This window comes from Kitasatospora dryopteridis (assembly GCF_050749075.1).
In the GTDB taxonomy this organism is placed as follows: Bacteria; Actinomycetota; Actinomycetes; order Streptomycetales; family Streptomycetaceae; genus Kitasatospora.
In genome coordinates this window covers 96,626-119,782 of the sequence record NZ_CP192749.1, presented here as the reverse complement: position 1 = coordinate 119,782, position 23,157 = coordinate 96,626, and the positions used below count along the sequence as shown (strand labels likewise).

11 protein-coding genes are annotated in these 23,157 nt (G+C 68.9%); 7 read left to right on the top strand and 4 right to left on the bottom strand.

The window, feature by feature from the left end; genetic code table 11:
• The first annotated feature begins 23 nt into the window (after nt 1–23).
• The 4 genes from ACQ614_RS00520 to ACQ614_RS00505 all read left to right on the top strand — a co-directional run bounded on the left by ACQ614_RS00520 (nt 24) and on the right by ACQ614_RS00505 (nt 6,653).
• The gene (locus ACQ614_RS00520) at nt 24–1,286 is read left to right on the top strand and encodes an IS256 family transposase (protein WP_431676043.1); all 1,263 of its coding nucleotides are present in this window, start codon (nt 24–26) and stop codon (nt 1,284–1,286) included.
• 101 nt (nt 1,287–1,387) lie between these two features.
• Nucleotides 1,388–2,674 (top strand): hypothetical protein, encoded by a 1,287-nt coding sequence (locus ACQ614_RS00515; protein ID WP_431676042.1) that lies wholly within the window; start codon nt 1,388–1,390, stop codon nt 2,672–2,674.
• The gene (locus ACQ614_RS00510) at nt 2,671–5,814 is read left to right on the top strand and encodes an RHS repeat-associated core domain-containing protein (RefSeq protein WP_431676041.1); all 3,144 of its coding nucleotides are present in this window, start codon (nt 2,671–2,673) and stop codon (nt 5,812–5,814) included. Before ACQ614_RS00515 ends, ACQ614_RS00510 begins: the two co-directional genes overlap by 4 nt.
• A gap of 521 nt (nt 5,815–6,335) precedes the next feature.
• Nucleotides 6,336–6,653, top strand: coding sequence for a hypothetical protein (locus tag ACQ614_RS00505; RefSeq protein WP_431676040.1), 318 nt, complete (start codon nt 6,336–6,338; stop codon nt 6,651–6,653).
• Between the two features lie 11 nt (nt 6,654–6,664).
• On the opposite strand, the gene ACQ614_RS00500 is transcribed toward ACQ614_RS00505, so the two are convergent.
• The gene (locus tag ACQ614_RS00500; RefSeq protein WP_431676039.1) at nt 6,665–7,672 is read right to left on the bottom strand and encodes an IS630 family transposase; all 1,008 of its coding nucleotides are present in this window, start codon (nt 7,670–7,672) and stop codon (nt 6,665–6,667) included.
• A 1,046-nt stretch (nt 7,673–8,718) separates the two neighbouring features.
• Here ACQ614_RS00500 and ACQ614_RS00495 point away from each other — a divergent pair.
• The 3 genes from ACQ614_RS00495 (at nt 8,719) to ACQ614_RS00485 (ending at nt 19,629) form a co-directional block, all read left to right on the top strand.
• Nucleotides 8,719–18,690 (top strand): LamG-like jellyroll fold domain-containing protein, encoded by a 9,972-nt coding sequence (locus ACQ614_RS00495; RefSeq protein WP_431676038.1) that lies wholly within the window; start codon nt 8,719–8,721, stop codon nt 18,688–18,690.
• Between the two features lie 21 nt (nt 18,691–18,711).
• A complete protein-coding gene (locus ACQ614_RS00490; protein WP_431683796.1) occupies nt 18,712–19,239 on the top strand; it encodes an SMI1/KNR4 family protein in 528 nt (175 codons plus the stop codon).
• Nucleotides 19,240–19,305: 66 nt separating this feature from the next.
• Nucleotides 19,306–19,629: a hypothetical protein gene (locus ACQ614_RS00485; protein WP_431676037.1), complete on the top strand. Its 324-nt coding sequence runs from the start codon at nt 19,306–19,308 to the stop codon at nt 19,627–19,629.
• 744 nt (nt 19,630–20,373) lie between these two features.
• Here the strand turns inward: ACQ614_RS00485 and ACQ614_RS00480 are convergent.
• The 3 genes from ACQ614_RS00480 to ACQ614_RS00470 form a co-directional block, all read right to left on the bottom strand.
• Complete coding sequence (locus tag ACQ614_RS00480) at nt 20,374–21,609, bottom strand: PP2C family protein-serine/threonine phosphatase (protein ID WP_431676036.1); 1,236 nt, start codon at nt 21,607–21,609, stop codon at nt 20,374–20,376.
• A gap of 182 nt (nt 21,610–21,791) precedes the next feature.
• The gene (locus ACQ614_RS00475) at nt 21,792–22,427 is read right to left on the bottom strand and encodes a transglycosylase family protein (protein ID WP_431676035.1); all 636 of its coding nucleotides are present in this window, start codon (nt 22,425–22,427) and stop codon (nt 21,792–21,794) included.
• A gap of 348 nt (nt 22,428–22,775) precedes the next feature.
• Nucleotides 22,776–23,006, bottom strand: a complete 231-nt coding sequence (locus ACQ614_RS00470; protein ID WP_431676034.1) for a DUF6296 family protein — start codon at nt 23,004–23,006, stop codon at nt 22,776–22,778.
• Nucleotides 23,007–23,157 lie beyond the last annotated feature (151 nt).

Here is a 23,157-nt window from a genome sequence, read left to right as displayed (position 1 = left end):
GTGCCGGTCGGGAAGGCACGTTCGTGCTCACCGTTGTGAATGACGGAACCACCGGTGGTGGGGCATCGTTGCTGGACGAGATCGTCCGGGAGGGCGCGCGCAGGATGCTGGCCGCCGCGCTGGAGGCCGAGGTCAACGCCTATATAGCCGAGCTGGCCGATCACCGGGACGAGAGCGGTCGCCGCCTGGTCGTCCGCAACGGCTACCACCAGCCAAGGAAGGTCACCACCGCGGCCGGATCGGTCAAGGTGCGGGCCCCGCGAGTCAACGACAGGCGCGTCGATGCGGCCACCGGTGAGCGCAGGCGGTTCTCCTCGGCGATCCTGCCGCCCTGGGTCAGGAAGTCCCCGAAGATCGCTGATGTGCTGCCGCTGCTCTACCTGCACGGCCTGTCCTCGGGTGACTTCGTGCCCGCGCTGGAGCAGTTCCTCGGTTCTTCCGCCGGCCTGTCCCCGGCCACCGTCACCCGGCTGACCACCCAGTGGCAGGCCGACCATGCGCTGTTCCAGAAGCGCGACTTGTCCGGCGCCGACTACGTGTACGTCTGGGCCGACGGCATCCACCTGCGGATCCGACTGGAGGAGGCCCGGGCAGCTGTTCTGGTCGTGATCGGGGTGCGCGCGGACGGCACCAAGGAGCTGGTCGCCATGGCCGATGGCTACCGGGAATCGTCCGAGGCCTGGGCCGACCTGCTGCGCGACTGCGCCCGCCGCGGCATGCGCGCCCCGGTCCTGGCGGTCGGCGACGGTGCGCTCGGCTTCTGGAAGGCTCTGCGCGAGGTCTTCCCGGCCACCCGCGAGCAGAGGTGCTGGGTCCACAAAACGGCGAACGTCATGGACGCGCTACCGAAGTCCGCACAGCCGGCAGCGAAGAAGGCCCTGCAGGAGATCTACAACGCCGAGGACCGCGAGCACGCCGAGCAGGCCATCGAGCTGTTCGCGAAGCTCTACGGGGCGAAGTTCCCCAAGGCCGTCGCGAAGATCACCGACGACCGGGAGGAGCTGCTGGCGTTCTACGACTTCCCACTCGAGCACTGGATCCACCTGCGGACCACCAACCCGATCGAGTCGACCTTCGCCACCGTCCGGTTACGGACCAAGGTCACCAAGGGCGCCGGCTCCCGGGCCGCCGGGCTCGCCATGGTCTTCAAACTCGTCGAGTCCGCCCAGTCCCGGTGGCGGGCGGTCAACGGCGCCCACCTCGTCCCGCTGGTCCGGGCCGGGGCCCGCTCGGCCGCTGGTCCGGGCCGGGGCCCGCTTCGAGGCGGGGCTTCTGGTCGAGCGTGACGGGCCGCGAGAAGAGCAGCTGCCGGCCGCTGCCTGACGGCGGTCCCCGGCCGCACACCATCGAGCCAACAGGGGTGCGCGGATGTGACAGGCTTGCGGGTATGCCGAAGAGCCGTGGCCGCCGCAAGTCCTCCGGTGGCAAGAAGCAGCACAAGCCGGTCCGTCGTTCACCGCTGCCGCTGAGGCTGTCGGACCAGGTGATGCGCGATGCCCGGCGGCAATTCGGCGGCAGCGGCGAGCTGCTGACGGCGGAGGCGTGGGCCAGCAGCTGGCTCGGCCAGGCGTGGCTGGACGCCCCGATCACCGAGCGGGAGCCCGAGCAGCGGCTGTGTCTGGAGGTGGTGGGCCGGGCCTCGACCACGCCGTCCCCGGCCGGCCTTGCCGCCGTGGCGGCGCTGGAACGGGTGGCGCCCGTCGACAGCAGGCCGATGCTGACCGGCACCGTGGCCATCCTCGCCGAGACCCAGCCGCTGCCCGCCTGGCACGCCGCATCAGGCCATCACCCGGTGCGGGCCTGGCGCGCGGTGGACGTCTGGGACAGCGAACGTGTGCTGTTCATCGCCTACGACGGCCCCACCCCGCACACCCTGATGGCCCAGATCATCGAGACCGGCGGCACCATGGTCGACAAGCTCGGCCTCCTCACCCCGGACGCGGCCACCGCCTGGTCGGACATGCGGGACGACGACGATATCCCCATGCCCCTGACCGTCCATGACGTGTCCGCGGCCCTGACCGATCTCGCCGCGGCCCTGCGGACCACGGACATGACCTGGCCCCGCCACGACGACGAGGACTTCGTCGAGCTGCGGGCGCTGGCCTGGACCCGATGCCGCGACCACCTTCCCGACTGGCCCGACCACCAGCCGCTGCCCGACACCGAACGCACCCGTCTCCTGGACACGTTCACCGCAACCGCCGCGCGCGGCACCGGGCCGGAAACCGCCGACACCATCCGGTCGCTGGCCGAACTGTTCCTCGACTACGGCGAGAACTACATCACCACCGGCCCCCTGGCCTGGAGCCCCGGCCAGGCAGCCCTCTTCCTCGCCGACTGGCTGCCCCGCAAGGCCGTCCTCGATCCCGACCAGCGCACCCTCCTGCCCGACGTCCTCAAGCAATGGGTGCACTTCGCCCTCACCGAACGCGGCGTCGAACCGCGCTGGATCGCCCCCGTCATCGACGCCGTCGACCTCCACCTGCACGACTTCCAGGACGCCTTCGACGACCACACCGCCTGGGGCCCCGCGAAACAGATCACCGCCCTCCTCACCAGCCGCGGCATCGGCCCCACCGATCAGGACGCCGTCGACGCTGCCCTCCGCACCCTCAACGCCGAACGACTCGCCCGGCAACTCATCCAGCACCCTCCCATCCACAACTCTTGACAATTCCTCCCACCACCGAGCTGGTCCGCCGCACCGGAGCACCCACCGACTCCTACACCACCACCTACAGCTACGACGACGCCGGCAACCAGTCCAGCGCCACCACCCCCACCGGCGCCACGATCAGGCGCGCCTTCAACGCGGCCAGCGAGCAGACCAGCATCACCGACCCGCTGCTGCGCACGACTATGACCACCTACAACCTCGCAGGCCAACCCACCAAGCTGACCCTGCCCGGAGATGCGGCAGGCACGAACGGTCCCTCGATCGTCCTGGCCTACGACCAGGCCGGCCACCCCACTCGGACCGAGCAGCGATCCAGCGCCGGCAGCACACTCGCGGCCACCACCACCGCCTACGACGCTTTCGGCAACCTCGTCGCCAGTACGGACGCCGATGGCCACACCACCACCATGACCTACGACGCGCTCGGTCGTCCCAAGCAGCACACCGAGCCCGTCGCCACCGGTCAAAGCATCACTACCGACTTCGCCTACGACCTCGCTGGGCACCGCACTGCCTACACCGACGGCAACCGCAACACCACCTACTACACCTTCAACACCCTCGGCCTGCCCGAATCCACCATCGAACCGGCCACGTCCGCCTACCCCAACCTCTCCGATCGCACCTATACCACCGCATACGACGCACTCAGCCGCCCCACCACGCTGACCGAACCCGGCGGCGTCACCATCACCAGCAGCTACGACGCCGCAGACCACATCACCAACCAGAGCGGCACCGGCAGCGATGTCCCCACCCCCACCCGCACCCTCGGCTACGACCTCGACGGCCGCCTCACCTCGAACTCCAGCCCCAGCGGCACCCAGACCTACACCTACGACGACCGTGGCCTGCCCGCCACTTCCGCCGGCCCCACCGGCAACGCCAGCTACACCTACGACGCCAACGGCCAGCTGACCACCTTCACCAACCCCACAGGCATCACTACCTACACCTACGACACAGCCGGCCAGCTCAAGACCCTTGCCGACCCGCTCACCGGAAACACCCTCACTTACAGCTACACCAACCGCGGGCAGGTCAACACCGTCCAATACGGCACCGGCGACACACGCACCTACACCTACGACGACCAGGGCAACACCACCAGCGACACCCTCAAGACCCCCTCCGGGACGACCGTCGCTTCCCTGGCCTACACCTACTACCCCTCGGGTCGTCTCAAGACGAAGGCCACTGCAGGCGTCGCAGGGGCAACCAGCCATACCTACACCTACGACCAGGCCGGCCGCCTCGGTACCTGGAACAACGGCACCTCCACCACCACCTATGGCTACGACGGCAACGGCAACCTCACCGCCAACGGTGTGAATACAGCCACCTACAACGAGCGCAACCAACTCACCACCACCGGTACCAGCACCTACACTTACACGCCCCGAGGTACCCGCTCCACCGTCACTGCTGGCAGCAACACCACCATCAGCGCCTACGACGCCTTCGACCGCCTCGTTGGCCAAGGCGGTCAGACCTACGCCTACGACGGACTCGGCCGCCTCATCCAGAGTCCCGGCCACACCTTCACCTACGACGGAGCCACCAGCACCCTCACCTCCGACGGCACCGAGAACTACACCCGTGCCCCGGGCGGAGCTCTCACCGCCCTCGGCACCGCTGCGACCGCCGCCTTCGCCTACACGGACCGCCACGGCGACCTCATCGGAACTTTCACCGCCACCAGCACCACTCCCGCCGGATCTGCGGCGTACGACCCCTGGGGCAAGCCCACCAACGCCGCCGGCACCAGCCACAACGTTGGCTACCAGGGCGGCTGGACCGACGCCACCACCAACCAGGTAAACACCACCAGCCGCTGGTACGACCCTGCAACGGCAGGATTCACCAGCCGTGACACCGCCAACCTCGCACCAGAGAGCGCCACAGCTGGGAATCGGTACGCCTATGCCAACGCCGATCCGCTGACCTTTGCGGATACCAGCGGACACAGCCCGTGTATATCCGTTCCCCCCTACCTGAGGGGCGGCGGCGGGAACGGAGGCAACGGCCCTGGCTATAGCCTGGTCGAATTGGACCCGAGGAGATACACCACACCCACACGGCACCGAGATGACCCGGATGACTTCAGGCGGGCTGCGTCGACAGCCCTGGATATTCAGTCGGCCCTGGCGAATGCGTATCAGTATCAGATCACTCACGGCTCTAGCGGCAGTTACGACTACCTGAATACCATGAGCACGTATGGCGGACTGGGCGGTGCAGGCGTCGGTGCGGTCGGCGCAGGATACGGATTTTTCGGCGCGGTGGGGGCAGGTATCAGCTCTCTGGGGTCGGGATTTAGCTTGGTCGGCTTTGCCGCGCTGAGCCCGCTTTCCTATGACTCGTGCGAATCCCCCTCGAAGCCAAAGCGGCTGGACCGAACCGAGATAGAGCCAGGTTCCGGTCACCTGAACAGCGACAACACGCCCGCTCAATCCAGCCTCAATGGCCAGGAAGTCGGAGCCACTAATTCCATCACTCCCTCTGCGATTAACCCCGGGGCAGTGGCGCAACCCTTCCAGGTCGCACAGGCTGCCGAGGCTCAGGGTCGTGGATCGTCAAATCGACGAGACGAGGATGACGGGCTGACTTGCCTGGATGCCCGGCGCGAGGGAGCCGAGGACAACGGATCAGGGTGGATTTACTATGCGCCACTGGACGCCACCACCAAACGTTCGCAAGGCGCAGTCGCATGTTTGACTCCAGATCACGGGGTAGGTACATCCGCGCAGGGGAACATTGCGGGATGGGAAGAAGCAAATAAGAAGGCTCTACAGAGCTTTCCGGACGGAAAGAATCTGGTGGATCGCTGCCACCTCATTCCGGCAGAGCATGGAGGGCGGGGAGTGGCGAGGAATCTTGCACCATGCTGGTCTTACCCAACAAATAAGGGCATAGGCAGTCAGTATGACATCCAGTTGGAGGTCAACGGCCAGCTTTCCCAAAACAGGATTGTCGAGTTTTCCGTTCTCAATCGCCACAAGTATCCCAAGAGCACCATTCCCGAATCGTTTGAATATGAAATCGTCGCCTGGGATCCAGATGGCACGCAGAGATATTTCCGCAATAATATATTTGTGGTTAATAGGAAGGGATTTGTTGATCTCTCCAACTAGAGGTAGCGTGTTCAAGAAGAGCGTGAACGCCCAAGTCTCCGGGTGACGGAAAAGGGGCGTACTGAGCCGATGGGCAATCGCAGCAGCCTCTGGGACTGCAGCCGCGCCTAAAACATGCATTGCGGGCTCCGCCCCACAGCCCACGGCTGTAGGGCGGAGCCTGTCTTGCGGCTCCTCGGACGGTACGCTCCGCGCCGCCTTGAACGCATTCCAGACCGTACGCGGTGACACGCCAGCGGCACGGACAGACTCGGCGATCCGGCCCGAGGAGGGCCGGATCGCCGCCGCGTGGCCGCGCAAAGGTCGCCGATCTGCACCGCAAGGTCCGCGGGCAGTGTCTCGACCACGCCCACAAGACCGCCCTCGGTCTGGTCCGCGCACACGACTTCATCGCCCACGAAGACCTCAGAAGCCGTTGCTTTTCCGAGAGTGACGGGCGCGTTTTCGCTGGTCAGGCGTAGGACCGGTGGTTCGGCGGGAGAGACGGGGTGTCGTGTCGTCTCTTCGGTGGAGGTGCCGGGATGCCGTCGGTGATGGGGTTGCTGGAGGAGCGCGAACGCGCCGCGCGGCAGCGGGTAGAGGCCCTTCAGGCCGAGCTTCGAGAGGCGGAGGCCGCGTGGGAGCGGTTCGTGATCGCCCGCGAGACGGTGTTCGAGGTCCTTGCGCAACCACGCAGAAGCGGGGAGGCGCCGCCTGCCGTGGTGGCCGACGAGCGGCCGACGCGGGCCGCGGCGGCGGTGCCCGGTTCGGTGGTGCCGCACTGGCGGAACGGGCTTGCTCCCACGGTCCTGGCGCCCGACTACCAGCGGATCATGGACGTCTGTGAGTTCTCGGTCTGACGCTGTATTGATCAGAAACTCAATTGGTTCTCGTCGAGGGTGTAGCGCACGTGCGGGGCGTGGAAGTAGCCGCGGACGATGTGGGGCTGGCGCTGGCGGCGACGGAAGAAGCGTCGTGCTTCGGCCGCGAGCTCGGCCTGGTTGCGGGCCCGGTGGCTCATGGGCAGGCTGCGCTTGAGGTCGGAGTTGACCAACTCGTCGGGGTTCAGTTCGGGCGAGTACGACGGTAGGAAGTGCAGCTCGACCTGGTCGGCGTGGTCGGCCAGCCAGGCGCGGACCTTCCGGGAGCGGTGGGCCGAGTGGCGGTCCACGACGAGGTGGACCTTGCGGTCGAAGTGGCCGACGAGCCGGCCGAGGAAGCGGCACATGACCTGCGCGTTGAAGGTGCCGGTGAAGACCATGAAGTGCATGCGGCCCTTGGTGCTGATCGCGGACATGGCGTTGACCGAGAACCGGTTGCCGGTCCGGCGCACGATCGGGGTCCGGCCCTTCTCTCCCCAGGTGCGGCCGGTGACCTGGTCGGACCGGATGCCGACCTGGTCGGCGAAGAGCACCTCGGCGCCCTCGGCCTTCGCCTTCGCGCGGATCGCCGGCCAGGTTTCCTCCAGCCAGCCGCGCACCGCCTCGGGGTCCTGCTCGACGGCCCGTTTGTCCGGACGCTGGAACGACAACCCCCAGCGCCGCAGGTACTTGCCCACCCCCTGCTCGGTCAGCCGGACCCGATACAGCTTCGCGATCAGCGCACCCACCTGGGAGCGCGTCCACAGCTGACCGGCAAGCCCCAGGTCACAGGGCTGGTGGTCGAGCACGGCCTGCCGCACCGCCGCCTGCTCGGCCTCGGACAGCACCTGATGTTCCCCGATACGCCGCCCGCGCGGGCGCCCGATCAGCGCCTCACGACCGCCGTCCAGCCACTTCGCCCACCAGCCGTCCACCGTCTTCAACGAGACCTTGAACACCGCCGCGACCTCTTCTCGGTCCCGGCCCTCCAACAGCGCGGCCACCGCCCTGAATCGCAACGCCTCCTGCGCCGACGGTGACAAGTGCCGCGCGTCTCCCACCAGTTCACTCACGCGGTGTTCAACGAACCGGAACCCCAACCGTTTCGGATCAATAACAACGTCGTCCCGCGCTGTCGTCTGGTTCGGTGTTTCCGATCGTCCAGAACACCGGGAACAGTACAGGCGGTCATGTGGCTGCTGCGGACCGAGATGCCTTCGCAGAGCAGAGGGATCAGGTGGGAGGTCACCGGTCGGTCCTCGAAAGCGGCGTTGCACTGTGCCGGAGGCGGCATCTTCAGGCGGGGGTGGTTTGTGGGTTTTCGACCTATCAGAATGGATTTATGTGTGTGATAATTTTCACTTACTTGCCTGCAGGTTTCCCTTTTCGTTGCCCTCCTGGATAGAAGTCTGCGGATATTCAGATCCGTTGTGGGGGCAAGGTGTTGACGTTCCGTCGCTCGGTGGCATTGCTGACGTGCATCAGCCTGGCCGTGCTCGGCGCTGCAGACGGCGCGGCCGCTGCTTCGCATCGGCCTGACCGTGCCGTGGTCGATCCCGGCGTTCGCCCGCATCAAGCGGCAGGGAATGCGGACGGGCGTGCCCACGGGGCTTCGGGTGACAGCACGGAGGCGGAAACTTCCGGCGGGAGGTCCGACCATGCCCCGGCCGGCGGCGAACTCCCCGAAGAAGCCTCGCCGAACTCGGACCAGCCTGCGGTCGGACTCCGAGCACCACTGGCCATTCCGCAGACGAAGGAAGTCCCCAACGCCGAGCTTCCTGCCCGACCGGACTCGTTCGACCCGGCCCGGAGCACCGGACTGCCCGGCGAGTGGAACGCACAGCAGCAGACCTACCAGAACCAGGACGGCACCCGAACCACCCGCTATTACCCGGTCCCTGTCAATTTCCGCGGTGCTGACGGAACCTGGCACCCCATCGACACCACGCTCGTCCCCACGAGCGGATCCTCACTGGGAAGGTCGGCACCGGGCCAGAGCGGCTGGACCACGACCTCTGGTGAATACGAGCTGAACCTTGCGCAGAACGCGGCCGCGGACCCGCTGGTGCGCCTGCAGCTTGCGCCGGGTGCATCGGTGGCCTACTCGCTGCAGGGGGCTTCCCCGGTGGACGGCACCGCATCCGGCAGCGCTGTCACCTACAAGGACGTCAGGCCCCAGGCCGACCTGGAGATCATCGCAGGCAGCGACTCGTTCAAGGAGACGCTCCTGCTCCGGGACGCCACTGCGCCCACCGAGTGGCTCTTCCCCCTTTCCCTGAACGGTGTCAAGGCGTCTTTGAACGCGCAGGGCGATGTCCTCTTCACCGACTGGGCGGGCACGGTGCTCGGCCGCATGCCCAAGGGGTGGATGCAGGACTCCGCGTTCGCCCCGAACACCGAGGAGGGCGCGAACTCCAGCGGTGTCACCTACGAGCTCCTGGGATCCGGGGCGGACCAGGTGCTGAAAGTGAAGCTGGACGCCGACTGGCTCCACGCGCCTGAGCGGGTCTTCCCGGTCCGGGTCGACCCGTCCGTCATCTCCGTGAAGTCGACGGAGAGCACGTACGTCCAGAGCGGCTACACCAACGACTATTCGACCGACACCATTCTCAAGGCCGGCACCTACGACGGCGGCAGCCACAAGGCGATCTCCTTCATCAAGTTCCCCGGCGTCGAGAACACCCTGAAGAACGCCACCGTCGTCAGCGCCCGGCTGGCGCTGTACAACTCCTGGTCCTACTCCTGCAACGCCCGGCCCGTCACGATCCACCCGATCACCTCGGGATGGTCCGCGAGCTCCGTCCGCTCCTGGCCCGGCCCCTCGATCGGCAACGCCCTCGTCTCACCGAGCTTCGCACACGGCTACCGCCCCACCGGCACCACCAACTGGAGCTGCGCCCCGGCGTGGGAATCGATCAGCCTCGGCAACGACGGCAAGAACCTCGTCAACGCGTGGACGCACGGGTGGGCCGCGAACAACGGCCTTGCCGTCAAGGCTGACGACCGGGATTCCTACGGCTGGAAGAACTTCGGCAGCAAGAACTACCCGAACGGCGTGCCGAGCCTGGACATCACCTGGTCCAAGTACGGGGCGGACTACGAACTGCAGGGCTGGCAGCAGCCTGTCACCGCGACGCAGGAGGGCATCTACCGCATCCGGGTGTGGAACCGCGGCCAGGAGACCTGGACCCCGACCAACTCCTACAAGATGTCGTACCTGCTCTACGACCAGGCAGGAAACAACATCACCAACTACGGTACGAACATTGCCTGGACGGCGATGCCCAACGACGTACCGCCGGGCGGCAGTGCTGTCGTCGACGCCCGCATCCGCACCCTCCCGCAGGGCACGTACACGCTCGCGTGGACGATGGACGACTACCAGCACAGCAACTTCGCGGCGGACACGGGCATCGCTCCGAAGACCATCCAGTTCTCTTCGGTCAACATGCTGCCGTACCTGACCGCCCTGGCCCCGGCCTCGAACTCGATTACGTCGCTGCTGCAGCCCACCCTCACCGCCGACGCCGCAGACCCGGACCGCTTGCCCAACCCGGTCCTGGACTACCGGTTCGAGGTCTGCCGCGTGGCGGGCCAGGACGCCCGCGTGGACTGCAAGCAGAGCGCCTGGCTCAAGGGGCAGCGCACCTTCGTCGTCCCGGACGGCTGGATGACCTGGAACCAGCAGTACGCCTGGTACGTGGAAGCCGGCGACGGCGCCGGTGCCAGCCCCAAGTCGCAGCCCTCCTACCTGCGCCCCACCGTGCCCCAGCCCACCCAGTACACCGGCCCCGCCGACAAGGGCCGTGACTTCAGCGCCTCGGTGGGCAACTACGCGACCGCTGCCACCGACGCCGCGCTGCCCACGGTCGGCCCCGAGCTGTCCGTGACCCGCAGCTACAACTCGCTTGACCCGCGTACGAGCGGGGCGTTCGGCGCAGGCTGGACCAGCCGCTGGGACATGCGCATCGAGGTCGAGTCCAGCACGTGGCTGTCGCTGCCCGGCAACGTGGTCGTCACGTCCGACAACGGCACCCGCACCCGCTTCGCCTGGGACGCCGCCAAGAGCACCTATATCTCGGGAGGGGGCGTCACCGCCGACCTGCGCAAGGCCAGCGGCGGAGGCTGGACCCTCACCGACCGCAACGCCACCGTGCACGTCTTCGACGCCGCCGGCCGACTCGTCAAGATCACCGACGGGGCCGGACGCATCCAGGAGATCACCTACGCCAACGGCCGCATCGCGCAGGCCAAGGACACCCTTTCCGGCCGCTACCTGGACTTCACCTGGAACGGAGCCCACGTCGCCTCCGTGACCGCCTCGGGCGCCACCGGCGCCTGGAACTACCTCTACGACGGCGACCGTCTGACCAAGGTGTGCCCGCCCGGCGTCGCCACGACCGCGTCCACCGGATGCACGGTGTACGAGTACGGCACGGGATCGCGCTACCGCACGGCCGTGCAGGACGCGGGCCCGGTCGCCTACTGGCGGCTCGGTGACACCGAGGGCTCCGCCACCGTGGCCAACGACGCCCGCGTCGACCGGACCCCCGGCAAGGCCTACGACGTCACCTGGAACAGCTCCGGCGCCACGACGGGCAGCGGAAGCGGCAGCGCCGTCTTCGACGGCACCGCCACCTCCTACATCGAACTGCCCGCGCGCACCATCAGCTCCTCCCCCTCCCGCTCGGTCGAGCTCTGGTTCAAAACTGCAGGCCCCGGCGTGATCCTCTCCCACCAGAACACCGCCATCACCCAGGACCCCTGGCTCTACACCCCCAACCTCTACGTCGCGGCGGACGGCAAGCTGCGCGGCGAGTTCTGGCAGGGCGCAGGCACCCCCATCACCTCGGCGACCCCCGTCAACGACAACACCTGGCACCACGTGGTGCTCTCCGCCGCCGTCAACACCCAGGCGCTGTTCCTGGACGGCGTCCAGGTCGGCACCCTCACCGGCACCGTGGACCACCTCGGCGAGGACTTCACCTACCTCGGCGCCGGCAAGGTCACCGGCTGGCCCGCCGCCGCCGGCACCCCCAACCGTTTCACCGGCCAGATCGACGAGGTGGCGGTCTACGACTACCCCCTCACCGAGAAGACCGCCGCCGAGCACTATGCCCTGCGTACCGGCACCACCCAACTCGCCAAGGTCACCCTCCCCTCGGGACGCACCAGCGCCCAGGTCGGCTACAACCCCGTGACCGAGCGCATCACCACCGTCACCGACGCCGCCGGCCAGCCCTGGAAGCTCTCCGAGCCGAGCTACACCGGCGGATCGTTCCTCTACCGCAACGCCGTCCTCGCCAATTCCCCGGCCGCGTACTGGCGCCTGGGCGAACAGGACGGTGCGGTCGCCGCGAGCGAGGCCGGCACCGGCACGGCCGCAGGCTACGGCGAGACCGCTCTGCTGCGTGCTCCCGGCGTCTTTGCGCCGACCGACGACACCGCGGTCCAGCTTGCCGGGACGTCGCAGGTCGAGCTCCCGGACGAGGTCCTGCACGCATCGCCGGACGTCGCGGTGGAGCTGTGGTTCTCGACGACCAAGCCCGGCGTGCTCCTCGGTGACCAGGAGCGGGCGATCGACGACGCGGCCGGGGTCGGCGGCGCCTACGCGCCGGTGCTGTACGTGGGTGCCGACGGCAAGCTGCGCGGCCACTTCTACACCGGCTCCGGTTCGGGCACGGCTGCCGGTCCCGTGTCAGCCGCCGCGGTGACCGACGCCGCCTGGCACCACGTGGTCCTCTCCGTCCAGGGGGCCACCCAGACGCTGTACCTGGACGGCGCGGCCATCGGCACCTTCCCGGGGGCCCCGAACTACCAGGGCGCCGTCCACACCTATCTCGGTGCCGGTTTCGCCAAGAACTGGACGCAGGCCCCGGCCGACCTCAGCCGCTTCACCGGCACCATTGACGAGGCCGCCGTCTACCAGCACCCGCTGTCCGCGGGCGATGTTCTCGCGCATTACCGGGCCCGCAGCGCGCAGGTCGCCGGGCAGGGCATCGGCTACCGCGGCTCCGTGGTCGCCGACTCCCCAGCCGCCTTCTGGCGCCTGGACGAGACCACCGGTGCCACGGTGTTCAGTGAGGTCGCCGCCAACAACGGCAACGGCACCTACGCAAACGGCGCCCAGCGCGGGGCACCGGGCGTGTTCGGCGCCGGGGACGGCCAGGCCGCCGCCTTCACCGGCGCCACCGACTCCCTGGCGGAGGTGCCGGAAGGGATTCTGCACGCCTCCAAGGACCTCGCGGTGGAGCTCTGGTTCAAGAGCACCAAGCCCGGGGTGATCCTCGGTGACCAGAGCCTGAAGATCGACGACCCGGCCGGCCCGGGCGGTACCTGGACCCCCGTCCTGTACGTCGGCAGCGACAACAAGCTGTGGGGCCGGTACTGGGGCGCCGCGGGCAGCATCAGCTCGCCCGCCGCGGTGACCGACGGCGCCTGGCACCACGTGGTGCTCTCCGCCGCGGGAACCCAGCAGACGCTGTACCTCGACGGTGCACTCGTCGGCACCCAGACCGGCGCGGTGAACCACGCCTCCAACGTCCACACCTATTTTGGCGCCGGCTTCGCCAAGGGCTGGCCCTCTGCCCCCGCGGACGTCAGCCGCTTCACCGGCAGCATCGACGAGGTCGCCTTCTACCAGCACCCGCTGGGCGCCGACCGCGTCGCCGCGCACTTCCAGGCCCGCTCCGTGTCCTCGGCGACCATGCTCGCATCGCGCGTCACCGTCACCGACCCCTCCGGCACCACCTCCACCGACGTCCACGACGCCACCCGCGGCATGCGCCTGATCTCCCGCACCAACCCCGCCGGCGGCACCACCACCTACTCCTACGACACCGGCGGCTTCGTCCACACGGTCACCGACCCCAACGGCCACAGCACCGTCACCGGCCAGGACGCCCGCGGCAACACCATCTCCACGACCACCTGCCGCGACTCCAACTCCTGCTGGACGAGCTACACCGGCTACTACCTCGACCCCAACAACCCGACCGACCCCAGGAACGACAAGCCGACCGAGCTGCGCGACTCTCGCTCCAGCGGCCCCGGCGACAACCGGTACCGCACCACCATCGCGTACAACACCAGGGGCCAGGTGGAGAGCACGACCCTGCCCGACGGCCGGGTCACCCGCACCACCTACACCGCCGGCACTGAACCCGCCGCTGGCGGCGGCACCACCCCGGCCGGTCTGGTCGCCACCCACACCACCCCTGGTGGCGTTGTCACCTCGTACAGCTACCGGGCCTCCGGCGACACCGCGCAGACCACCGCGCCGTCCGGCCTCAGGACCGTCTACGACTACGACCCGATGGGCCGCAAGATCTCCGAAACGCAGTACGCGGACACCCAGCCGGCCGGAGTCAAGACCACCTTCGCCTACGACGCCCTCTCCCGGCCCACCGAGGAGACCGGACCCCGGATCACCGACGTGGTGTCAGGGGCATCCCACCAGGCGAAAATCACGCGGCAGTACGACGAGGACGGACGCCTGCTCAGCACGGCCACGGCCGACATCGCCGGCACCGACACGACCCGGACCGCCACCAGCGCCTACGACTCCGCGGGACGCCTGGAGACCACCACCGACGCCGAGGGCGGCCAGATCCGCTACGGATACGACGCGCTCTCCCGCACCAGCTCCGTCACCGACGAACTCGGCCGCATCACCCGCTTCACCTACACCCCGCTCGGCCAGCCGGCCACGACCGTCGTCGAGGGCTGGGACGGCGACGGCCAGGCGCCCCGCGACCTGACCGTCGAATCCAGGGCCTACGACCCGGCCGGTCGCCTCGCGTCCGTCACCGACGCCATGGGCGCGACCACCGCCTACCGCTACTACGACGACGGTCTCCTCGCCTCCACCACCGCCCAGGCCGTCACCCAGGCCGACGGCAGCACCCACCCCGTCGTCCTCACCTCGAGCGAGTACGACGGAGCCGGGCACCTCACCAAGCAGATCACCGGCGGCGGACGCACCACCACCGCCTTCACCGTCGACACGACCGGGCGCACGACCGCCACCGTGCTCGACCCCGGAGGCCTGAACCGGACCTCCACACTCGGCTACGACGCGGACGATCGCATCACCAGCACCACCCTGAAGGTCAGCGACACCGAGAACAGCGTCCAGACCGCCACCTACGACACGGCCGGCAACATCACCCGCAGCGAGACCTCCTCCTCCAAGGGAGGACCCACCGCGGTCGCCACCTTCCGCTACGACCAGCGCGGCCTGATGACCGAAGCGACCTCGCCCAACGGCAACGCCCAGGGCGCCGACCCTGCCGCCCACACCACGACCTACACCTACGACGAGCTCGGCCACCTCACCGCCACGAGCGCCCCCCAGGTCGCCACCGAGGCCAACGGCCAGCCCGCCCAGAACATCCACCCCGTCACGGCCGCCGGCTACAACACCTTCGGAGAACTGGTTACCGCCCGCGACGCCAACGGCGCCGTGACCACGCGCACTCTCAACCGCCTCGGGCGCGTCACCGAAGTCAAACTCCCCGACTACACCCCGCCCGGCGCAGCCACCCCGCTCACCGCGGTTGCCCGCACCGAATACGACAAGCGCTCCCGCACCACTGCCCTCTTCGATGCCGCCGGCCGTAAGACGACCTTCGGCTACGACCGTCTCGACCACCAGACCACCCGGACCGACCCCAACACCCTCGGCTACCTCCAGCCTCCCGTCTACGACAGCGCCTCCGTCTGGTCCTCCACCTGGACCCCGACCGGCCTCCAGCTGTCCGCCACCGACCCCACCGGAGCCCGCACCGAAGCCACCTACGACCAACTCGGCCGCCCCCTGACCGACACTGTCGTCGAACGCAAGCCCTCTCTGCAGAACCTCACCACCCGCCACACCTGGGACGACGCCGGAAACCAGACCGCGGCCACCACCCCTGTGGGTTCCACCAGCAGCGCCACCTTCAACGCCGCCGGCCAGCCCGTCACCACCACAGACCCCGCTGGCCGCGTCACCCGGATCGACTACGACGGCCTCGGCCGCCCCACAAAGACCACCGAGCCCCTCGGCGAAGCCGCCACCATCGCCTACGACGCACTGGGCAACCCCGCCAGCACCAGCGACCTCGACCCGGCCGGAACCGTACTGCGCACCGTCTCCGCGACATTCGACCTGGAGGGCCACCAGCTCACCGGCACCAGCGCATCCGGCAACGTGACGTCCACCGCCTACAACGCTCTCGGGCAGATAGTCCGGCTCGTCGAGCCCGTCGCCGCCGGCACTTCGATCACCACTTCCTTCGGCTACGACACCCTCGGACACCGGACCCGCCTGACCGACGGGAAGGGCAACACCACCACCTACACCTTCACGCCCTGGGGCCTGCCCGAGTCCACGATCGAGCCCGCCACTGCGGCGCACCCATTGGCCGCCGACCGTACCTGGACCACCACCTACGACGTGACTGGCCAGGCCGTGAAGGTCACCGAGCCCGGCAACGTCGTCCGCACCAGCAGCTACGACCCCATGGGCCGCCTCACCAAGGAGACCGGCACCGGAGCCGAAGCCAGCACGCAGGACCGCACCCTGCGCTACGACAAGGCCGGCCGGATCACCTCGGCCAACGGCGCCGGCGTCAGCAGCCAGGACTTCACCTACAACGATCGCGGTCTGCCCATCGGCGCCACCGTCTCCGGCGTGCCCCAGGAATGGGCGTACGACAAGGAGGGCCGGATGATCGACCGTTGGGACAGCGTCACCGGCTGGGCCTCGTACGGCTACAAGGCCGACGGGCAGCTCGACTGGTCTGAGGACCAACTGACCGGTTCCCAGTTCTGGTACGGCTACGACGGCAACGGCCGACTCAAGACGCAGTACTACGTCAGCGCCGACGCTGCCACCCCCGACGGCTGGAAGGTCACCTCCGGCCGCTACCTCGCCTACGACGCCCTCGGCCGCCTCAACAGTGACCGGGTCGTCAAGGAGGACACCGAAGGCACCCCCGTCACCGGCACCGCCTACGAGTACGACCTCGACGACCGCCTCACCCGCAAGACCATCACCGGCAAGCCCGGCGACCCGACCACCGATAACCGCTACACCTACGACCAGGCCAACCGCCTGACCTCCTGGACCATCGGCACCGCCACCACAACCTATGAGTGGGACGCGGCCGGCAACCGCACCAAGAACGGCACCGCCGTCGCCACCTACGACCAGCGCAACCGCCTGCTCTCCGACGGCACCAGCACCTACCGCTACACCCCTCGCGGCACCCTCGCCGGCACCACGACCGGCGGCACCGAGCAGACCGAACAGTTCGACGCCTTCGGCCGACTCGTCAACGACGGCTCGACCACCTACACCTACGACGGCCTCGACCGCCTCATCCTGCGCGGCAGCACCAGCCTCTCCTACGACGGAGGCACCAACAACGTCATCTCCGACGGCACCTGGCGCTACGCCCGGGACGCCTCCGGCACGGTCACCGGCGCGGCCGACGCGAATGGCGCCAAGCGAGTGCGCACCGACCGGCACACCGACGTGACGGCCACCCTCAACACGGCCGGCACGGCCGTGGGTTCGAGCACCACCTACGACCCCTTCGGCAAGCCGGTCGCCAGCACCGGCAGCAGCACCAGCCTCGGCTACCAGAGCGGCTGGACCGACCCCGCCACGGGCCAGGTCAACATGCACGCCCGCTGGTACCAGCCCGGCACCGGCGCCTTCACCAGCCGCGACAGCTGGCAGCTCGACCCCGACCCGTCCATCCAGGCCAACCGCTACACCTACGGCAACGGCGACCCGATGGACGGCGTCGACCCGACCGGGCACGCTGTCCTCGCACCCGAGAGGTATCAGGCAAAGCCCGCGAACATGACCCCCGCCATCCGGGGCGTCAGCTTCGGCCTCCGCTGGGGAAAGAGACTGAACCCGCTCTTCGGAGCTCTCGACATCGGCACTGACTACGCTGCCGACTACTTCATTCCCAACCTGAACACCACCCGCGCGTTCAACAAGGTCTACCCGACGATCGAATTCAATGGCCGGCCGACCGGCAAGAACATGTACTACGGCTACGTTCACCAGGGTTCCGGCCTCGGTACGGCCATGGCACCCGAAGACAGCCCGCAAACCGCGACCACCCCGGGCGGGGGCAGGGGCGGCGGGTCCGGCGGTGGCGGGGGCAGGAGCGGCGGCTCCACGAAGCCTCCGAAGCCAATCATCCCGCAGAACCCGAACAGGGGCCCGAAGCCTGTCCCGGCGCCGGATCGCCCCGTTCCCCTGCCGGACTGGCTCGGTCCTTGGAGCTGGGCGCTTGACGGCCCGATCGACGCTCTGTACGGATCGGCGGAACTTCAGTCCATGCTGGCGGCAGGCCAGAATGTCACCCCGGATCAGGCACAGATCCCCCAGACCCACGGTGCGCCCGGAGCGAACCCTGGAAGCAGTACTAAATCGGGTCAGCCGCGTAGCTGCCTCGATAGGCGTCCGGCAACGGCCGAAGACGATTCCAAGGATGGGACCATGGGGTCGGGATGGATCGATTACTGGAACATGGAGAATGTTGCAGGAAGCCCTGGGGTCCAGCGCCCGACTGGTGCAGAAGCTTGCCTGACCGGCAAGCCGTCGGCGAAGCGTGGTACGGGTGCCCAGGGAGACATCACAGGCTGGGCAGAAGCCGAGACGTTGGCCAGAAACGCAGGAGCTACGATCAGCGGCAGCGTTACTCCACTGGCGCGTTGCCATTTCATTGCGAGAGAGTTTGGGGGTCGCGGAAAGGCTGAGAACCTGGCACCCTGCTTCCAGGTTGGTGTCAATACCACAAAGGAGGCCATGCGGGGATTTGAGGTGATTGTCGGGAAGGCCATGAATAACAATCAGATTGTGGACTATTCCGTCATTCCGATTTACAAAAATCCCGCTAGCAAGATTCCGCTAGGGTTCTCGATGATGGCCTATGGGCAGTACCCTGACGGCTCGCCTGGGCTGATGGCTTTCAGGTATGTTCCGAACGAGAAGGTCATCGGCGGTACGCTAGTTAAACTGGGTCAGTGAGAGGTGCTGAAATTGCGTTCCATGGATCGTCTTCGGGAAATTATGGGAGAGTCGGGTAGGCCTTGCGTCCGGGTGAGGTGGGAGCTGGCTCCCCAGCAAGTGGGTGTTCAGTTTCCGTCCGATTTTCGAGACTTTATTGAAGCCTATGGGTCGGTGGAATTCTCTGGCGGTTTGGTTGTGGTGGCGCCGCAGCTCGGAGAGAAGGCAATCGATGCCTATATTGACGACAATAAAGCGGTCGGTGAATCGCTAGAGCAGTGGTATGGTTTGCTGCCTGAAAATGGGCGGCCATATGAGCCGTTTCCGGCGCCTGGGGGGCTGCTGCTCTGGGGGAACGACCTATCAGCAAACTATTTCTTCTGGGACACTTCGGATTCTGATCCGGAGCGCTGGCCGGTAGTTATCTGGTACTACGGATCTGAGCCATTGGAGACATTCAACGGGGGCGTATCCGATTTCTTGACTTCACTGTTGACTGGTGCTCACCCGGAGTCCGACGAACTGATTGATCAATCTCCTGGCGCGCCGCTGTGGCGTCATCGAGTCTGACAGTAGTCGTGTCGCAGCTGGGCTGTATTGACCCGAAATGGCAGGGTCTGGGTCGTTGAACACCGCGTGAGTGGACTGGTGGGAGATGCGTGGCACTTGTCGCCGCCGGTGCAGGAAGCGGTTACGGCCAACGCGGTGCACGGGAAGACGGTGCCGACGGCGGAGCCTGGCAAGCGCGGGCGCCGGTTGAAGTACTGTTCGACGGCGTGCAAGTCCAAGGCGGCCCGGAACAAGGTCAAGGCCGACGCTGTCCGGTCGGTCGAGGGTGTGCGGGCGGAGGTTCTGCGGTGCGCGGAGGCGTCCGTGGACGCTGCCCGCGTGTTCCTGGACGCGGTGGCCGCCGATCCGGTGGCCGCGTACGAGGAGTTCCGCCGTCAGCACGGGCGCTGAGCGTCCGGGCGGTGGAGGCCGCGGAGGACGCGCGGGACGAGGTTCGCTGGCCCGGCCTGACAGGACCGGAACGCGAGCTGCGTAGGGCCGAGGAGATGCTGAGACGACCGGACGTCCTGGCCCGGGTCGGAGCCAAGGCCCGGGCCGAGCAGCCTGCTGCCCCGGCTGTTCAGATCGGTCCGAAAAGGCACCCGACCCGGCCGGGGCGGCGGCACCGGCTGATTCGAACCGGTCCGAGTTTCGGGCGCCTGCGCGGGTGTTGGCACCCGCCGTTGCGGCCGAGTAGCGGGCGGAGGACTTCGAGGCGCTGCGCCGCGCCGCGTGCACCGCCCCGACCGTCCGGTTCGGCGAGCCGGACCGCTTGGACGACCTGAGCGTGACGTTCGGTGAGGGCTGGCTGGTGGCTTCCTGGGACGACCCGCGGGCCGAGACGTTCACCAGCTGCTCCACCGGGGCCCGGCCGGTCGGTTGGACCGCGCCGCTGCCGGACGGATCGTGGGGCCAGGCCGGGCACATCGCTGCCGAGCACCCGGGAGAGCAGGGCGCCGGCATCCTGACCGACAGCGCCAGTGGGGGCCCGCACCCACCGCACCGTCCCGCGGGCGTGCTCGTCTGCGGCTTGGGAGTGCTGGTGCCCGTCCGTGTGCCGGCGTGTGTGACCCGGCGGTCTGCCCCGTCCCTGGGTCTCGGGCCGGCGCCGGCTACGGCCTCACCGGTGTCGGTGCCGTGCGGCCGGACGATGCGTCACAGGCAGACGATGACGAGGGCGGTGTCGTCGGTGACGCCGCCTGCGGGCAGCAGGTCGGCGAGGACGGCGTCGGCGAGGTGGTCGGGGTCGAGTGTGTCGGGCGTGGAGGCCGCGTGGTGGCGTGCGAGGGAGTCGGTGAGGGTGGTCAGGCCGGTGTCGATGTCCTGGCCGCGGCGTTCGATCAGGCCGTCGGTGTAGAGGGCGAGGACGTCGCCCGGGTTGAAGGCCACGGTGGCTTGGGGGCGTGGGGTGGGTTCGGGGTGGGCGTCCAGCGGCGGGTCCGTCGCCGCATCGAGCAGCACCGCGGTGCCGTCGGCGTGGAGGAGGACCGGGGGCGGGTGGCCGGCGCTGGAGTAGGTGATCGTGCGCTCGTCCCAGTCGAGGAAGCAGGTGACGGCGGTGGTGGATTCGGCGCCGTCGAGGAAGTGCGCGTAGCGGCCGAGGGCGTCCAGCGCCCGGGCGGGACCGGTGGCCACGAGGGAGGCGGCCGAGAGGGCGCTGCGGAGCTGGCCCATGACGGCGGCTGCGGCCAGGCCGTGGCCGACGACGTCGCCGACGGTGACCGCGATCCGGTCGCCGCCGGGCAGGGGGATGAGGTCGTACCAGTCGCCGCACACGTTCAGGGCGGCGGTGGCGGGCCGGTAGCGCACGGCGGTGCGGTGGGCGCGGATCGGCCGGGCCGGGGGGAGCATGGCACTCTGCAGGGCGAGGGCGACCTCGCGTTCGCGGGCGTGGGCCCGGCGCAGGCGCTGGTTGACTTCTTCGAGTTCGCGCAGCCGGCTGTACAGCTCGGCCTCCACGCGCAGCTCGGCACCCGGCCCGCCCACGGCGCGGATCAGCGCGGTGACCTCCTCCACCCGGTGGATCACCAGCACCACCCGCCCGTCCGGGGCGAACACCGGGGCGTTCACCGGGCTCCAGTACCGCTCCTCCCACCGGCCCGGGGCGGCCTCGACGTCGTAGCGCTGCACCGCCATCACGTCGCTCTCCCCGCCGGCCAGCACCCGGCGCAGCGACGCCTCCAGATCCCGCATGCGGGAATCGTCGGCGTCGTGAGGCTGGCGGGGGAACGCGTCGAACAGGTACCGGCCGACCACCTGATCGCGGCTGCGCCCGGCCTGGCGCAGGAACTTCTCGTTGGCCTCGGCGAACACCAGCTGCGGGGTGAGCAGCGCGACGGCGCCGGGCAGCGCCTGGAACACCGCCGCGAAATCGACGTCCGCCTCCGCCATAGGTGCTGCTGCCTCCGCCGTGGGTTGCTGCTGTCCGGCTCCGGCACAAGCGCGCGGGGGCGGTCGCCTTCGCCGATGCTTCGGGAGTTCCCGAGGTCGTCGGCCTGGAACCCGTCCGGCAGCGACTTTCCCGCCACCCCAACGCTGCCCCGCCGGTCGGCCCGGAGGCGAGCCGCTGGGTGTCAGGGCAGACGGAGGGTTTGGCCTGCGAGGATGAGGTCGGGGTCGTCGCCGATGGTGTCCTGGTTGGCCTCGTAGAGGGCGGGCCAGCCGCCGACCACCTGCAGGCTCTGGGCGAGGCCGTCGAGGGTGTCGCCGTCCTGGACCACGATCGTGCCGTCGTCCCCGGGCTCGGTGGCCGTGTCCGGCTGGGCAGCCGTGATGCTGCCGACGGCGGGCTCCTGGGCGGCGGCCGGCTGCTGGGCGGCTGGCCGCTTTGCCGGGCGCGGCGCGGGGACGGTGGTGTGGTGACCGGTGGTTCGGCCGGCGCGGGCACCGCAGGCGGGCCAGGGGGCAAGTCCCCGGCGGGCAGCGAGGTGTTCGGCGACGGCGATCTGCTGTTCGCGGCTGGCGAGGTCGGCGCGCGGGGCGTAGGCGGTGCCGCCGTTGGCGCGCCAGGTGGACTGGTTGAACTGGAGGCCGCCGTAGTAGCCGTTGCCGGTGTTCAGGTGCCAGCGGCGGCCGCTCTCGCAGGCCGCGATCCTGTCCCAGTCGATCCCTGCCCGGCGGCCGGTACGGCTTCGGGCGCCGCGTTCGCCGCGGTGGCGGTCGTCGTGTGCGCGGGGGCGGCCTGTGCGGGGGCGGCGAAGGCTGTCCACAGGCCCGCGGCGCAGGCGAGGGCGAGGAGGAACTGCAGGATCCGGTGTGCGAGGGACACGACGGGCATGGCGGAGCACTCCCCGAGAGGTCGGCGATCGGGCGGCCGGCGCCCCGGGGCACCGCGCTTCCACCGTTGGCACACCCCGCAGCCGGTGCCCGGCCGACATTCCGCACGGGTCACCCGCCCGGCCGCGTGCGGCCACCCGCCCGCACCACCCCGCCCCGGGCAATCGCTCCCGGCTGCCCGCATCCGGGCCCGGGCCGGGATGCGCCCCGCGGCCCGTCCACCGGGACCTGCGCGTGTTGTCCGCTCGGCCGCGCCGGTCCGCCGGTCCGCCGCGGGGCGGTCAGGGGAGAGGTTCGGCGTGCAGCGGGCCGTGGTGGAGCGGGGTTGGGGTGAGGAGCCGGGCGGTGCCGTGTCCGGTGATCTCCACGCGCAGGCGGCCGGTTTCGTCGGTGTAGACGGGGTGGCCGCCGGGGCCGGTGCGGCCGGTGGCGGTGACGACCGTGCCGGTCTGCGGGGCGTGGCAGCCCGGCCGGCCGGGGAGAACGATCAGGTAGCGGTGCACGAGCGCCATCTCGACGCTCCCTTCCACGTCTGGCTGCGCCGCACATGGGGGCGGTGTCCAGACACTACGCCCGGGCAGGCCGTCGGCGGATGCCGTGCCGGTACGGCCTTACGCGTCGTGCGGCGGGTCCAGGGAAGGGTGGTGCGCCACGGGACGGGAC

What these genes read in the sequence shown, in the direction of transcription:
- ACQ614_RS00515 (WP_431676042.1), top strand. Translation starts at nt 1,388, where the DNA reads ATGCCGAAGAGCCGTGGCCGCCGCAAGTCCTCCGGTGGCAAGAAGCAG.
- ACQ614_RS00505 (WP_431676040.1), top strand. Translation starts at nt 6,336, where the DNA reads ATGCCGTCGGTGATGGGGTTGCTGGAGGAGCGCGAACGCGCCGCGCGG.
- ACQ614_RS00490 (WP_431683796.1), top strand. Translation starts at nt 18,712, where the DNA reads ATGGATCGTCTTCGGGAAATTATGGGAGAGTCGGGTAGGCCTTGCGTC.
- ACQ614_RS00480 (WP_431676036.1), bottom strand. Translation starts at nt 21,609, where the DNA reads ATGGCGGAGGCGGACGTCGATTTCGCGGCGGTGTTCCAGGCGCTGCCC.
- ACQ614_RS00470 (WP_431676034.1), bottom strand. Translation starts at nt 23,006, where the DNA reads ATGGCGCTCGTGCACCGCTACCTGATCGTTCTCCCCGGCCGGCCGGGC.